The organism is Xanthomonas sp. BRIP62418, from assembly GCF_003993495.1.
GTDB classification, from domain to species: domain Bacteria; phylum Pseudomonadota; class Gammaproteobacteria; order Xanthomonadales; family Xanthomonadaceae; genus Xanthomonas; species Xanthomonas euroxanthea.
Genome location: NZ_QEZG01000051.1, coordinates 1 through 14,779, shown reverse-complemented (window position 1 = coordinate 14,779; position 14,779 = coordinate 1). Strand labels below are relative to the sequence as shown.

13 protein-coding genes and 1 pseudogene are annotated in these 14,779 nt (G+C 68.0%); 6 read left to right on the top strand and 8 right to left on the bottom strand.

Features of this window, described 5'->3' with window-relative positions; genetic code table 11:
* Positions 1 to 33: 33 nt before the first annotated feature.
* On the bottom strand, positions 34 to 942 hold the full coding sequence (gene glyQ / locus EO174_RS20180; RefSeq protein WP_126946971.1) for a glycine--tRNA ligase subunit alpha: 909 nt from the start codon (positions 940 to 942) through the stop codon (positions 34 to 36).
* 90 nt (positions 943 to 1,032) lie between these two features.
* Here glyQ and EO174_RS20175 point away from each other — a divergent pair, with 90 nt between their 5' ends.
* The 3 genes from EO174_RS20175 to EO174_RS20165 all read left to right on the top strand — a co-directional run bounded on the left by EO174_RS20175 (position 1,033) and on the right by EO174_RS20165 (position 5,052).
* Positions 1,033 to 2,847 (top strand): GspE/PulE family protein, encoded by a 1,815-nt coding sequence (locus EO174_RS20175; protein ID WP_126946968.1) that lies wholly within the window; start codon positions 1,033 to 1,035, stop codon positions 2,845 to 2,847.
* Positions 2,848 to 3,342: 495 nt separating this feature from the next.
* A complete protein-coding gene (locus tag EO174_RS20170) occupies positions 3,343 to 4,107 on the top strand; it encodes a glutamine amidotransferase (protein ID WP_126943269.1) in 765 nt (254 codons plus the stop codon).
* A gap of 45 nt (positions 4,108 to 4,152) precedes the next feature.
* Positions 4,153 to 5,052, top strand: a complete 900-nt coding sequence (locus tag EO174_RS20165; RefSeq protein ID WP_115678125.1) for a BPSS1780 family membrane protein — start codon at positions 4,153 to 4,155, stop codon at positions 5,050 to 5,052.
* Positions 5,053 to 5,382: 330 nt separating this feature from the next.
* Here EO174_RS20165 and tatC read toward each other — a convergent pair whose 3' ends face one another.
* The 4 genes from tatC to EO174_RS20145 all read right to left on the bottom strand — a co-directional run bounded on the left by tatC (position 5,383) and on the right by EO174_RS20145 (position 7,968).
* Positions 5,383 to 6,120, bottom strand: coding sequence for a twin-arginine translocase subunit TatC (gene tatC / locus EO174_RS20160; RefSeq protein WP_104584358.1), 738 nt, complete (start codon positions 6,118 to 6,120; stop codon positions 5,383 to 5,385).
* Entirely contained in the window at positions 6,117 to 6,749 is a 633-nt protein-coding gene (tatB, locus tag EO174_RS20155) for a Sec-independent protein translocase protein TatB (protein ID WP_126946965.1), read from the bottom strand. The genes tatC and tatB overlap by 4 nt, the downstream gene beginning before the upstream one ends.
* 15 nt (positions 6,750 to 6,764) lie before the next feature.
* A complete protein-coding gene (tatA, locus tag EO174_RS20150) occupies positions 6,765 to 6,992 on the bottom strand; it encodes a Sec-independent protein translocase subunit TatA (RefSeq protein WP_104584354.1) in 228 nt (75 codons plus the stop codon).
* Positions 6,993 to 7,065: 73 nt separating this feature from the next.
* Complete coding sequence (locus EO174_RS20145) at positions 7,066 to 7,968, bottom strand: YSC84-related protein (protein ID WP_164739198.1); 903 nt, start codon at positions 7,966 to 7,968, stop codon at positions 7,066 to 7,068.
* Between the two features lie 152 nt (positions 7,969 to 8,120).
* Here EO174_RS20145 and hemH point away from each other — a divergent pair, with 152 nt between their 5' ends.
* Both hemH and EO174_RS20135 read left to right on the top strand, forming a co-directional pair.
* Positions 8,121 to 9,086, top strand: coding sequence for a ferrochelatase (hemH, locus tag EO174_RS20140; RefSeq protein WP_104649908.1), 966 nt, complete (start codon positions 8,121 to 8,123; stop codon positions 9,084 to 9,086).
* A 2-nt stretch (positions 9,087 to 9,088) separates the two neighbouring features.
* Positions 9,089 to 9,955, top strand: a complete 867-nt coding sequence (locus EO174_RS20135; protein ID WP_164740281.1) for an alpha/beta hydrolase — start codon at positions 9,089 to 9,091, stop codon at positions 9,953 to 9,955.
* A gap of 142 nt (positions 9,956 to 10,097) precedes the next feature.
* On the opposite strand, the gene EO174_RS20130 is transcribed toward EO174_RS20135, so the two are convergent.
* The 3 genes from EO174_RS20130 to ttcA form a co-directional block, all read right to left on the bottom strand.
* Positions 10,098 to 10,883, bottom strand: coding sequence for a SprT family zinc-dependent metalloprotease (locus tag EO174_RS20130; protein WP_164739706.1), 786 nt, complete (start codon positions 10,881 to 10,883; stop codon positions 10,098 to 10,100).
* Positions 10,884 to 11,798: 915 nt separating this feature from the next.
* Positions 11,799 to 12,704, bottom strand: a complete 906-nt coding sequence (locus EO174_RS20120) for a recombination-associated protein RdgC (RefSeq protein WP_007974628.1) — start codon at positions 12,702 to 12,704, stop codon at positions 11,799 to 11,801.
* A 102-nt stretch (positions 12,705 to 12,806) separates the two neighbouring features.
* On the bottom strand, positions 12,807 to 13,691 hold the full coding sequence (gene ttcA, locus EO174_RS20115; RefSeq protein WP_126946962.1) for a tRNA 2-thiocytidine(32) synthetase TtcA: 885 nt from the start codon (positions 13,689 to 13,691) through the stop codon (positions 12,807 to 12,809).
* 478 nt (positions 13,692 to 14,169) lie between these two features.
* Here ttcA and EO174_RS20110 point away from each other — a divergent pair.
* A pseudogene (locus EO174_RS20110) lies at positions 14,170 to 14,779 on the top strand (xylose isomerase); the annotation flags it as partial.

Here is a 14,779-nt window from a genome sequence, read left to right as displayed (position 1 = left end):
ACCTTCCCCCGCTGGCGGGGGAAGGACACAGCATCAGCGCTTGACTCCGGGAAAGCCCAGCTTCTCGCGTTGTGCGTAATACGCCTGCGCCACGCCCTGCGCCAGCGCGCGCACGCGCAGGATGTAGCGCTGGCGTTCGGTCACGCTGATCGCGCGGCGCGCATCCAGCAGGTTGAACGCGTGGCTGGCCTTGGTGACCTGCTCGTACGCCGGCAACGGCAGGCCGACCTCGACCAGGTGCTTGGCCTCGGCCTCGCAGGCGTCGAACCGATGGAACAGCTCGGCCACATTGGCATGCTCGAAGTTGTAGGCGCTCTGCTCCACCTCGTTCTGGTGGTACACATCGCCATAGCTCACCGGCGTGCCATCCGGGCCGTAGGTCCACACCAGGTCGTAGACGTTGTCGCAGCTCTGCAGGTACATGCACAGCCGTTCCAGCCCGTAGGTGATCTCGCCCAGTACCGGCTTGCACTCCAGTCCGCCGGCCTGCTGGAAGTAGGTGAACTGGGTCACCTCCATGCCGTTGAGCCAGACTTCCCAGCCCAGGCCCCAGGCGCCCAGGGTGGGCGATTCCCAGTTGTCCTCGACAAAGCGCAGGTCGTGCACCAGCGGGTCGATGCCCAGCGCCTTGAGCGAGCCCAGGTACAGGTCCTGGATATTGTCCGGGCTGGGCTTCATCGCCACCTGGTACTGGTAGTAGCGCTGCAGGCGGTTGGGATTTTCGCCGTAGCGGCCGTCGGTGGGGCGGCGCGAGGGCTGCACGTAGGCCGCATTCCACGGCTCCGGTCCCAGCGCGCGCAGGAAGGTGGCCGGATGGAACGTGCCTGCGCCCACTTCCAGGTCCAGCGGCTGGATCAGCACGCAGCCTTGCTCGGCCCAGTACTGGTTGAGGGTCTGGATCAGGCCCTGGAAAGTGATTGGAACGCGCCGGGAATCGGACATGCAGCAAAGGCCGTGCGGAAGGGGTGCGCTAGTATACCGGCCGACCCGCAGCGCTTTGCCGCGGAGCACCGCTGCAGGGGAACCTCGAGCATGGAACAGCGGCGTACGGCCGATACTGAAAGCGCAGCGGCACTGTTGCCGCGCGGCCGCCTGATGTTCGACCCGGTGGCCGCCGCCCTGCTTGCAGACGGCATGGTGGTGCCGCACGAACATGAGCGCGTGCAGTTCTCTGCCGCCGGCGTGCGCAATGCCAGCGAGGTGCATCCGCTGGTGCTGCTGGCCAATCTCAAGCTGCATGCCGCGCAGCCGCCGGCCGGCGAACTCGGGCTGGAACGGCTGACCGAATGGCTGGCCACCCGCACCGGCCTGCGCTATCTGCGCATCGACCCGACCCGTATCGATGTGGCCGCGGTCACCGGCGTGGTCTCGCATGCCTACGCACGCCGCCACCGCATCCTGCCGCTGGCGCTGGATGCCGAGCGCGTGCTGATCGCCACCAGCGAGCCGCTGGCGCTGGACTGGCTGGCCGACGTGCAGCACCTGAGCCGGCGCCGCATCGAACTGGCGCTGATCAACCCGCTGGACCTGCACCGCTACACGATGGAGTTCTTCGGCGTGACCCAGTCGGTGCGCGGCGCGCGCGGCGATGTGCGCAGCGCCGAACCCGGTGCCGGCCTGCCCAGTTTCGAGCAGCTGGTGGAACTGGGCCGCGCCGGCGACGTCAATGCCGACGACCACCACATCGTGCATATCGTCGACTGGCTGCTGCAGTACGCCTACGAACAGCGGGCAAGCGACATCCATCTGGAGCCGCGTCGCGAGGCCGGGCGCATGCGTTTCCGTATCGACGGGGTGCTGCACAAGGTGCTGGAAGTGCCGCCGTCGGTGATGACCGCGGTGGTCAGCCGCATCAAGGTGCTCGGCCGCATGGACCTGGCCGAACGCCGCCGCCCGCAAGACGGCCGCATCAAGACCCGGTCGCCGGGTGGGCGCGAGGTGGAAATGCGCCTGTCCACGATGCCCACCGCGTTCGGCGAGAAGTGCGTGATGCGCATTTTCGACCCGGATTCGGCGTTCAAGAGCATCGAGCAACTCGGCTTCAGCCCGGAAGAAGCCGCCGGCTGGAGCGCGCTGGTCGAGCGCCCGCATGGCATCGTGCTGGTCACCGGCCCCACCGGCTCGGGCAAGACCACCACGCTGTATTCCACGCTCAAGCGCCTGGCCACGCCGGATGTGAACGTGTGCAGCGTGGAAGATCCGATCGAAATGATCGCGCCGGAATTCAACCAGATGCAGGTCCAGCAGAACATCGACCTGGATTTCGCCAGCGGCGTGCGCACGCTGCTGCGCCAGGACCCGGACATCATCATGATCGGCGAAATCCGCGACCTGGAAACCGCGCAGATGGCGGTGCAGGCCTCGCTGACCGGGCATCTGGTGCTGTCCACGCTGCACACCAACGACGCCGCCTCGGCGATCACCCGTTTGCTGGACCTGGGCGTGCCGCACTACCTGGTGGCCTCCACGCTCAACGGCGTGCTGGCGCAGCGGCTAGTGCGCACCCTGTGCGTGCACTGCAAGCGCCCGCACACGCTCAGCGACGACGACTGGTCGGCGATCCGCGAGCCGGGCGAAGCGCTGCCGGAGGTGCTCAACGTGCACGCGCCGGTCGGCTGCCTGGAATGCCGCCGCACCGGCTACCTGGGCCGTGTCGGCCTGTACGAGCTGCTGCCGGTGACACCGCGTTTGCGCAGCCTGATCCGCGCCGACACCGACCTGGCCAGCTTCAGCCACGCCGCCCACGGCGAAGGCCTGCGCACGCTGCGCCGCACCGGCCTGGAGAAAGTCGCCGCCGGGCTGACCACGGTGGAAGAGGTGTTGTCGGTCCTGCCGCCGCGGGACTAGGCGGATCGCCTGGCTGGCTTGCTTCCGGGAAAAGGCCGGTTGTCCGGTCTCGCTTGCCCCCTTCTCCCACCGGGAGAAGGTGCCCGAAGGGCGGATGCGGGGATGCCAGCACAGGCACATGCCTTCCTGACACTCGCGGTCCAGCGCGCGGCACCACGCTACCCGATCCACGTTTGCCCCGGGAACAGGCCGGTTGTCTGGCCTCGCTTGCCCCCTTCTCCCACCGGGAGAAGGTGCCGAAGGGCGGATGCGGGGACGTCAGCACAGGCACATGCCTTCCTGACGCTAGCGGTCCAGCGCACCACACCACGCTGCCTGGTCCACTGCCGCCATTCCCCCATCCCCCGAGCGCCGATCGTTTCACCACCATCCCCAGCCATCAGCACATAGCCATCCGGCATAACCTTAGCTGCATGTATTGGCACGCCAATTGAAAAAAACCGGCGGGAGCTGCCTACAATCGGGCACATCAGTCGCTGCTGGATGCTCGTCCGCATGTCCGCCTTGCCGTTCCTGATCATCGAAACCGGGCATCCCGTGCCGGAGATGAAGCGATACGGCCGCTTTCGGCACTGGATCCGCGTTGCGGCCGGGCTGGCCGAACACGAAACCGTCGCCATCGATGTCGCCAACGGCGGCCGCCTGCCCGACCGCGCCGGCTTTGCCGGCACCATCGTCAGTGGCTCGGCCGCCTATGTCACCGACCGCGCCGACTGGAGCGAACGCAGTGCCGCCTGGCTGCGCGATGCCGCCCACCAGGGCATGCCGCTGCTGGGCATCTGCTACGGGCACCAGCTGCTGGCGCACGCGCTGGGCGGCGAGGTCGACTACAACCCGGCCGGACGCGAATCCGGCACGATCGCGCTGGAACTGCACCCGCCAGCCGAGCAGGACCCTTTGTTTGCAGGCCTGCCGGCGCATTTCCCGGCGCACGCCACGCACATGCAGACCGTGGTGCGCGCCCCGGACGGGGCCATCGTGCTGGCGCATTCGCGGCAGGACCGTTGCCATGCCTTCCGCTGGGGCCAGGCCACCTGGGGCGTGCAGTTCCACCCCGAGTTCGCCACCCACCACATGCGCGGCTATGTGCAGGCGCGCGCCGAGTGCATCGCCCGCCACGGCCACTGCGCCCGCACGGTCGCCCGGGAGGTCACCGCCGCGCCGATCGCGCGCAAGCTGCTGCGCCGGTTCGTGCATCACGCACGCGGCCTGCAAACAGTGAGCACTCATCCCGCCGCACACACGCAAAAGCAGCGATAATCGCGCCACGCCGGATGGTCCGGTGCGTATCGATCCGGAATGGGAATGAGCGAAATCCGCAAGGTGCCGGCGTCTGCCGGCGCAGAATGGCTGTTGACCGGTTTCTCGCTGTTGAAGCGGGCGCCGCTGGCGCTTGGCTCGCTGGGGGTGATCTGGAGCGTGGCCGCCACCCTGGTGGTGTCGCTGTCGGTGCTGGTGCCGCTGCTGGGCCCGGCCCTGCAGTTCCTGCTGGTGCTGGCCGGCCCGCTGTTCATGGGCGGCCTGCTGTGGGCGATCCGCGAGGTCGACGAAGGCCGCATCGCCAAGCCGTCGCATCTGCTGCACGGCCTGCAGGACGGCCGCGCGCCGCACCTGCTGGTGTCGCTGCTGCCGCAGCTGATCGCCGGCCTGCTGCTGGGCGTGCTGCTGCTGGTGATGATCGGCGCCAGCGGGCTGCAGCAGCTGTCCGAGGTGATGATCAAGATCAACCAGATCAGCCAGTCCGGCGCGCAGCCGGACCCGGTGCAGATCGAGCAACTGGCCGCCAGCCTGCCGGCCGGCCGCATCCTGCTGTGGCTGCTGCTGACCATCGCCACCTTCGCGGCGATGACCCTGGCACTGTTCGTGATGCCGCCGCAGGTGATGTTCGACCGCAGCACCGGCGGCCACGCGCTGCGCGAGAGCCTGCGGGCAAGCCTGCACAACCTGCCGGCGATGCTGGTGTTCTTCGTGCTGGCCTTTATCGCCATCTTCGCGATCTATTTCGCGGTGATGATCGTGGCGCTGATCGTCGGCCTGGTCGCCGGCCAGACCGTGGCGATGTGGCTGGCCCAGCTGCTGCTGATGGCGGTGCTGATGCCGGTGTTCGCCGGCTCGGTCTACGCGGCCTGGAAGCAGATGTTCACGCACCAAGGCGCTTCTGCCCAGCCGACGGCGCCCTCACGACCGGATGTGTTTGCGGCCTGAGCCCCTGACCTGCGGATGTGCTTGCCGCCTCAGACCCGCGCCCCGTAGGAGCGCACCAGGGCGCGACGAAGCGTTCGCCGGGAGAGCCCCGGTCGCGCGCGAACGGGGTCGTCACCAGACCATCCCAACCCGTAGGAGCGCACCCGGGCGCGACAAAGCATTCGTCGGGAGAGCCCCGATCGCGCGCGAACGGGGTCGCCGCCAGACCATCCCAACCCGTAGGAGCGCACCTGGGCGCGACGAAGCGTTCGCCAGGAAGCCCCAGTCGCGCCCGGGTGCGCTCCTACGTGGGTGATTGGCGTCTGGGGCGATGCTGGCCCCGTCCGCGCGCTAGGCGCTCTTCGGCCCCACCGCGCGCGAGGCGATGATGCCCAGCTCGTAGAGCAGGCACATCGGGATGGCCAGCATCAGCTGCGAGACCACGTCCGGCGGGGTGAGCACGGCGGCCAGGATGAAGATGCCGACGATGGCATAGCCGCGGCCTTCGCTCAGCTGCTTGGGGCTGACCCAGCCCAGCAGCACCAGGATCACCAGCGCCACCGGCAGCTCGAAGCTGGCACCGAAGGCGAAGAAGATCGCCAGCACGAAATCCAGGTAGGAATTGGCGTCCGGAGTAATGGCGATCACGTCCGGCTTGAACGTGGTCAGGAAGTGGAACACCGCCGGCAGCACCAGGAAATACGCGAACGCGCAGCCGATGTAGAACAGTGCCACCGCCGAGGCTAGCAACGGGAATGCGAGTTTCTTCTCGCGCTGGTACAGGCCCGGCGCCACGAAGGCCCAGGCCTGATACAGCAGCCACGGCACGCTGAAGAACACCGCCACGAAGAAGGTCAGCTTGAGCGGGGCGAAGAACGCGCCGGCCGGGTTCATCGCGATCATCGTCTGCCCCAGCGGCAGCTGCGAAATCAGCGGCGCGGCCAGCCACGAGTAGATTGCGCGGGAAAACGGCAACAGCGCCAGCAGCACCACGCCCAGGCCGATCAGGGCGCGCACCAGGCGTGCGCGCAGCTCGACCAGATGCTCGATCAGACTGCTTTCGGCCTGTGCGTCGTCGAACAGGCTCACGGCCGCTTCTCCTGGAGCTTGCCCGGCTCGGTCGGATCGATCAGCGCCTCTGGCATGCCCGGCTCCATTGGCGAGGCAACCGGCGTCTGCGCGCTGGCATTGCCCAGGTGCGCTGCATGCGGCGCCGGCACCACCGGGGCATGGGGGGCCGGCACCAATGTCTGATGGGGTGCCGGCGCCATGGGCCGTGCCTGGGCGATGACCGCTGCGGCCGCCGCATGTTCAGGCGCATCGGCGGCGCCCGCTGCCGGCGCGGCATTGGCCCCAGCCGACAGGTCCGCATGCGCCAGCTCCAGCGGCGTCGCCACCGGTGTCGTGGTGCTGCGGATATCGATATCGCGCCCGACCTCGTCGTGCAGCGCGCGGGCGCCCTGCTCCAGATGCTGCTGCTTGTTGCGCAACTGGTCCTCGGCCTCGCGCAGCGAGGCCTGCACGTCCTGCAGACTGCGCTTGAGCTCTTCGGCTTCCAGCTCGCGTTCCAGTTCCTGCTTGACCGAGTCCCATTGCATGCGCGCGCGGCGCACCCACAATCCGGCGAACCGGGCCGCCTTGGGCAGGCGCTCGGGACCGAGCACCACCAGGGCGACGATCGCAATCAGCGTCAGTTCGCCAACACCTATGTCAAACACCGACGCCGCTCCGGATCAACGCGCGTCGCGATCGCGCTCGGCCTGCGCCTCACGTGCCTGCTCGGCCGTGCGGCTGTCGTCGCCGAGCTTGCCTGCCGGCTTGTCCTCGTCGTGCATGCCTTTCTTGAATTCCTTGACCGCGCTGCCGAGATCCTTGGCACCGCTGGTGAGCCGCTTGGTACCGAACACCAGCAACACGATCACCAGCACGATCAGCCAGTGCCAAATGCTGAAACCGCCCATGATCTGCTCGCTTGCTGAAGAAGAAGGAAGGCGCAGGATACCCCAGCGCACCGCGCAGGGGGATGACAGCGCGTCAGCGGTTGCCGTCCAGCGATTCGGTGCGGATTTCGCCATCGGACACCGGCTGGAAACCCTGCTGCGGCGGTGGGGTGGTGCTGGGCTGCATCGGCACGGTGCTGGCTTCGTTGACCGCAGGCGGCGGTGTGGTGGCCGCCTGTGCCGGTGGCGGCGTTGCCGGACGCGGCGCGCTGGCGCTGTCGTCGGCGCTGCCATCGGTACCGCGATTGGCGCGTGCGGTGTAGGTCGCCTCTTCCAGGCGGTCGCGGAAGGCGATCACGTCGGTGGAGGCACGCTCGTTGGTACGGCCTTCGAAGATCATCCGCGGGGTGGCGCCGCCGCCGTAGGCGTTGAGGTCGGCGGCATCGTCGATCTGCAGCACCGCACCGTCCAGCGCCACGCCGGCGAACAGGCCACGGGCGCGCGACCACGACCAGATTTCGGCCTTGAGCTGGCCATCGGTGGCGGCGGCGGCATTGCGGCCGACCGGGCCGGCGGCCACGCCGGCATCGGCACCGAGGGTGAACTTGCCGTTGACGATGTTGTCCAGGCTGCGGTCGTTGCGGAACACCAGCACCACGTCGGAGGACTGCACGCCGGCCTGGAAGCCGATGCTGCCGCCGGTGAGCTTGACGAAGACCGGCTGCGACCAGCTGCCGTCGGCATTCTTCATCGACATCAGGCCATGGCCGCGCCGGCCGCCGATCACCAACCCGGCCTTGAGCGTATCGGGGATGACCACGATGGCACGCGCCTCGTCGAGCAGCTTGTCCGGGATGGCCTGCTCGGGAATCTTCATGATCTCGTTGAGCACCCGCACCGCGTTACGCGCGCGCTGGTCCTCTTCCGGGCCGGCGACGGCATGGCCGGCGGCGAAGGTCAGCGACAACAACAGGGCCAGGCGCGACAGACGAGGCATGACAAGCTCCAGGGGACGATCCGTCAAAGATAGCAATGGCGCGACGTTAGTGGTGGCGCAATGAATCGGTGGTGAGCGCAAGCGGGTGCCAGAGGCGGTCAATGGAGGCGATCGATGCGCTGTCCTCGGCAGCACTGCCGCGCTCTGCCAGAATGGCGCGCATGAACACCACCCCCGATACCGCCCTGCTGGTCGTCAATCTCGGCACCCCCGAGTCGCCCACCGCCCCGGCCGTGCGCCGCTACCTGGCCGAGTTCCTCAGCGACCGCCGCGTGGTCGCGATCCCGCCGCTGTTCTGGAAGCCGCTGCTGTACGGGGTGATCCTGCCCATCCGCGGGCCCAAGTCGGCCGAGAAATACGCCAAGGTCTGGCTGCCGGACGGCTCGCCACTGGCGGTGTACACGCGCCGGCTGGCCGAAGGCCTGAAGGAGGTCATGCCGGACTGGCACGTGGAATGGGCCATGCGCTATGGCGCCCCGGCGCTGCGCAAGACGCTGGACGGCCTGCGTGCGCGCGGCATCCGGCGCATCGTGGTGCTGCCGCTGTATCCGCAGTATTCGACCACGACGACCGCATCGATCCAGGACGTGATCGACGCCTGGCGCCCGGGCGCACCGGAGATCGCGGTGGAGGTGATCCAGGAGTATTGCGAAGACGCCGGCTGGGTCGCGGCGATCGCCGATTCGATCCGCGCGCACTGGCAGGCGCACGGGCGCAGCGAGAAGCTGATGTTCTCCTTCCACGGCCTGCCGCAGCGCGTGGCCAATGCCGGCGATCCGTATCCGCAGCAATGCGAGCGCAGCGCGCAGGCCATCGTCGCCGCGCTGGGCCTGGGCGCGGACGAATGGCAGATGGGCTACCAGTCGCGCTTCGGCTCGGAGCGTTGGCTGCAGCCCTACGCCGAACCGACCTTGTGGAAACTGGCCGAAGGCGGCGTGCGCAGCTTCGACCTGGTCTGCCCGGGTTTTGCCACCGATTGCCTGGAAACCCTGGAGGAAGTGGCGCTGGGCTTTGCCGAAACGCTGGCCGAACGCGGCGCCACCCTGAGTTACATCCCCTGCCTCAATGCCAGCCCGGCACATGCGCAGGCACTGGCCGCCGTGGCGCGGCGCGCGTGAGGTTGGAGCCGTTTGCGTGCGACCTGGCGATCGGCCGGGTCACCGGACTGCGCAACCCGGACCGTGGCCCGCGCCGGGTGCTGGCCCTGCATGGGTGGCTGGACAACGCCGCCAGCTTCCTGCCGCTGAGCGCGCACCTGCATGCACAGGACCTGGACCTGGTCCTGCTCGATCTGCCCGGCCACGGCCATAGCGCGTGGTTGCCGGTCGGTGCCGAGTACACGCTCAGCAGCGCGATCGGCATTCTGCTGCAGGTGGCCGATGCGCTGGGCTGGGAGCGCTTCTGCGTGCTCGGCCACTCGCTGGGCGGCGGTGTCGCCAGCCTGCTGGCAGCCGCGGCGCCGGAACGCGTGGAGGCGCTGATCGCGATCGAGGCGCTGGGTGCACTGGCCGAGCCGGTGGAAGGCACCGCCACCCGCCTGCGCGATGCGATTGCCTCGGCACGCACCTTGTCACAGCGGCCGCTGCGCGTGTTTCCGTCGATGGAGATGCCGGTGCGCGCACGCATGATGGCCAACCAGCTCACCGAACCGGCCGCACGGCTGCTGGTGGAGCGCGGCGTGTGCGCGGTCGAAGGCGGCTACAGCTGGTGCAGCGACCCGCGCCTGACCCTGCCCACGGCCATCCGCATGACCGAAGCGCAGATCGACGTGCTGCTGGCCTCCATCGCCTGCCCGGTCCAGGCCATCTTCGCCACGCCGGCGCAGGTGTACTTCCCCGCTGCCTTGCGCGATCACCGCGTGGCGCTGATGCGCGATGCGCGCCTGCAGTTGTTGCCCGGCACCCACCATGTGCATATGGAAGCACCGGACGCGGTGGCGGCGGTGATCAACGGATTCCTGGCGTCGCTGCCGCCGCCGCACGCGTGATGCGCGGAATGCGTGCATGCGTCCTGCGCGATGCCACGGCGCTGACGCTCGTGCTTATTGCCCGGCATGCGACAGCAGACCTCAGTGCCGGCAGCACCGGCAGGTAGCGTCAGCGGCGGAAACTGCATCGCGACGACCTGCCTTACTCCACCTGCAACAACCGCCGCAGCTGCGCCTTGAGCTGGCGCCCGTGTTCGTGGAAATAGCTGCGCTCGTCGCGCCAGGCGGGAAAGCGCTGCTCCACCTCGGCCCAGAACGCAGGCGAGTGATTGGCCTGCAGCAGGTGGCAGAGCTCGTGCACCAGCACGTATTCGAACGCGGACGGGCGGCCGAGCACCAGCGCCAGGTCCAGCGCCATCGAGCCATCCGGTGCCAGCGAACCCCACTGCGAGGACATCACCTTCAGCCGCACCCGCGCCGGCGCGCGCGGCAGGCCAGGCAGATAGCTCGGCAACCAGCGTCCGACATCGGCGCGCGCCTGTGCTTCGTAGAATTCCTTCAACGTGCGGCGCAGGCCTGCATCGCCCAGGCGGGTCGGCACATGGAACTGCGCGCCGTCGTCGGTGACCTCGATACGTGCGTAGCGCCCGTCGTGCCAGCTCAGCGGCAATAAGGCGCCGCGTAACGGCAGCAACCCCGGCACGCCACGCGCCAGCGCCGGAAACGCATCGACCTGCTGATAACGCGACAGTTGCGTGCCCAACCAGTCCAGGTGCGCCAGCAGAAAGCGCTCGCCCGACACCAGGCTTGCGCGCAGCGGCAGGGTCAACCGCGCACCGCGTTCGTCGACGCTGAGCTTGATGCGCCGCGCACGCGGGTCGCGCACGCGCAGGACCGCGATTTCGCGCCCGTCCAGTTGCACGCGCACGCAGTCGCGTTCGACAACCTGCGGGGCGGGCGCGATCAGACGGCGGACGGGCTTGAACATGGACACAGGATAGCGCTGCGATGTGTCAGGTGGTGAGATGGCGCGATTGATACATGCGATGTGACGGCGTGCCCCGCGAGCGGTGAGGGCGCCGCGCCATCGACGCTGCGCGTTGGCTGCAGGGCCCTTGCCCGCCCACCATCGCGGGACACGCCGTGAATCCGTCCATGGAGGCTCTTACGCGGCATCCATGCCGCGTAAGGTCCCGCGACGGTGAGCGGGCAAGGGCCTATCGAGATGGTAGGTGTGCACGGTAAGAGCGGAGTTGGATGCGTCGTTCGCTCATGACGTATCAGCTCCATGTCTGATGGGCGCCGCACGACAGACAGCTCTCACAAGAGCACCGACCAACTGTCTGGTGCGGTGTCCTCGCCGGTTGCGGGACCGTGTGGCGGCATGGATGCCGCCACCGAGCCCCCAGGGATGGGTTCACGGCGTGTCCCGCAAGCGGTGAGGACACCGCGCCCTCGACGCTGCGCGTTGGTGCAGGGCCCTTGCCTGCCCACCATCGCAGGACACGCCGCAAGTACGTCCCTGTAGGCTCTTACGCGGCATCCATGCCGCGTAAGGTCCCGCGACGGTGAGCAGGCAAGGACCTGTCGAGATAGTCGGTGCGCACGGTAAGAGCGGTGTTGGATGCGTCGTTCGCTCATGACGTATCGGCTCCATGTCTGATGGGCGCCGCACGACAGACAGCTCTCACAAGAGCACCGACCAACTGTCTGGTGCGGTGTCCTTGCCGGTTGCGGGACCGTGTGGCGGCATGGATGCCGCCACCGAGCCCCCAGGGACGGGTTCACGGCGTGTCCCGCAAGGTGAGGACACCGCGCCCGCGACGCTGCGAGCTGTTGTTTTAGACCTCGGATGATTCAAGCGGCGCATCGCCCCTTGACGCCGCCGCCGTTCGAAACCTGGTTACTCGGCCTTGCTCAGCTTCAGCGCGGTTTCCAGCAGCAGGAACAGGCGCCGGATTTCAGCGCTCATCAGTGCGAAGCGCGCGTCGAGTTCGGCGCGCGCGCCGTCGTCTTCGCTGTGTTCGAGCTGGTCCAGTGCGCCATCGAGGAACTTGAGCTTGCGGATCACCAGATCGTCGCCGAGCACGAACGACAGATTGTCGTCCAGCACCAGCGCCAGCTTGGTCACCTGCTTGCCGGCTTCCAGGTGCTTGTCGATCTCGTCGCCGCGCAGTTCCTGGTGCTGGCACTTGACCACTGCGCCACCTTCGATCGGGTCCTTCATCTCGCATTCTTCGCCCAGGCTCAGGCCTTCGGGCAGGGGTTCGCCGGCGATCCAGCCGGTGAGGATGGCGCGCGGTGCGACTTCGGCGTTCAACGGCAGTGCCGGGAAGCTGCCGAGCGCGCCGCGGATCTCGCTCATCACGTTCTCGCCGCTCTTGCGGCTGGAGCTGTTGACCGCGATGTAGCCGTGCTGCAGGTCCAGGATGGCATCGGTCCGCGAGCTCTTGACGAAGGCGCGCGGCAGCAGCTCATGGATCAGGTCGTCCTTCAGGCGCTTGCGGGCCTTGCCGCCGGGGCGACGGCCTTCCTTCTCTTCGATCTCGGCGACCTTGCGCTCGAGCAGGTCGTTGACCACCGCGCCGGGCAGGATCTTGTCCTCGCCACCGACGGTGAGCCAGAGGAAGTCTTCCAGACGGTGCGAGAGCACTTCCTGCTCGTCGCGGCCGAACGGGGAAATGAAACCGCGCGAGCTCATTTCCAGCGGGCCGACCGGCTTGAGCTGCACCTGCGGCAGCAGCGTGTCGATCTCGGAGAAATCCAGCGTGGTCGGGAAACGGAACAGGGTGAGATTACGAAAGAACATGCGTCAGACCGAAAAGGAGGAAGAAACGTGGAGGGTGGGAAGACTGCCGCCGCCGTGGTGGCCGCGTCAGTCGCTGTCGTGTGCGCTGTCGCCGGCGGCGAATCAGGCGCTGGAATCGGGATCAGGATCGGGCGGTGCTGCATCGCCATTGCGGCCCAGCGCCAGGAAATCGAACAGGGTGCGGTCGGCCAGTTGCTCGGGCCGCACATCGCCCAGCGCGCGGGCGATCTGCTCGACCCGCCCGGGCTGCTCGCGGTCCCACTGCTGCAGCATCCGCCCGACCTGCTGGCGCTGCAGGTTTTCCTGGCTGCCGCACAGGTTGCACGGGATGATCGGGAACTGGCGCGCCTGCGCATAGGCTGCGATGTCGGCTTCGCGCACATAGGCCAGCGGGCGGATCACCACGTGCTGGCCGTCGTCGCTGCGCAGTTTGGGCGCCATCGCCGCGAGCCGGGCGTGATGGAACAGGTTCATGAAGAACGTGGCGACGATGTCGTCGCGATGATGGCCGAGCGCGATCTTGGTCACGCCGTGCGCCTGCGCATAGGCATACAGCGCGCCGCGCCGCAGCCGCGAGCACAGCGAACACATGGTCTTGCCGGCCGGGATCACCCGGCTGACCACCGAATAGGTGTCCTGCTCGACGATGGCGAACGGCACGTCCAGGCCGCGCAGATAGGTGGGCAGGACATGGGCGGGAAAGTCGGGCTGCTTCTGGTCCAGATTGACCGCCACCAGCGTGAACGGCACCGGCGCCTTACGCTGCAGCTGCAGCAGCATGTCCAGCAAGGTGTAGCTGTCCTTGCCGCCGGACAGGCACACCATGATCTTGTCGCCGGGCGCGATCATGCCGAAGTCGGCAATCGCCTGGCCCACCTGGCGCTGCAGGCGTTTGCCCAGGCGCAGCTGCTCACGCTGCAGCCGCTGGCGCGGGTCGCGCGGCGCGGGGTCGGCCAGGGGTTGCGGCAGCGGCAGGACAGCGGTCATAAGCCGGCCATTGTAGCTGCCCGGCGCGCGGCGGGCCGGCGCCGGGCGTGCGCGGCTGAACGGGCGGTCAGACGCTTGCGGGCGGAGTGTTCGGCGTGCGTCTGGTGGTGCTGCGGCGTCAGCGGGCCCAACGCGGCTGCGGCTGCCCGCAGGTCGTCGGGGCGGCGCACATCTCGCAGCGCAGCAAGCCTTTCGGCGCCGGGCTGGGTAAAGTCGGGCAGACCGCTTCACTCGGGATCGGCATGGCATCTCCAGCTTCGCTCCACCGCGCGGCTTTTTTCGGTCGCAGTTGTGGTAGCGCTAACATTTTGTGCGGTGTGGCTCAGGCCCTGCCCCCGTATGTGTCCCCGGCGCTGATCGAGCGTGCGCGCTGCTGGCGCGGTGGCGGTGCGCATGCACGATCGCCGCGCTGCGTGACTGGCCCCTGGTTTGCAACGCCCTTCCTTTTTCCCTCGCCTCTTTGCAGGAGTTCCACCCCATGAGCAACACCGTCTACATCGGCGCCAAAGAATATTTCCCCGGTATCGGCAAGATCGGCTTCGAAGGCCGCGACTCGGACAACCCGCTGGCCTTCAAGGTCTACGACGCCAACAAGCAGATCGGCGACAAGACCATGGCCGAGCACCTGCGCTTTGCCGTGGCCTACTGGCACAGCTTCTGCGGCAATGGCGCCGATCCGTTCGGCCCGGGCACGCGCGCGTATCCGTGGGATATCGGCAACACCGCATTGGACCGTGCCGAAGCCAAGGCCGATGCCGCGTTCGAATTCTTCACCAAGCTTGGCGTGCCGTATTACTGCTTCCATGACATCGACCTGTCGCCGGATGCCGACGACATCGGTGAGTACGAGCGCAACCTCACCCACATGGTCGGCATCGCCAAGCAGCGCCAGGCCGACACCGGCGTCAAGCTGTTGTGGGGCACCGCCAACCTGTTCTCGCACCCGCGCTACATGAACGGCGCATCGACCAACCCGGACTTCAACGTGGTGGCGCGTGCGGCGGTGCAGGTCAAGGCCGCGATCGATGCCACCGTCGAGCTGGGTGGCGAGAACTACGTGTTCTGGGGCGGCCGCGAGGGCTACGCCT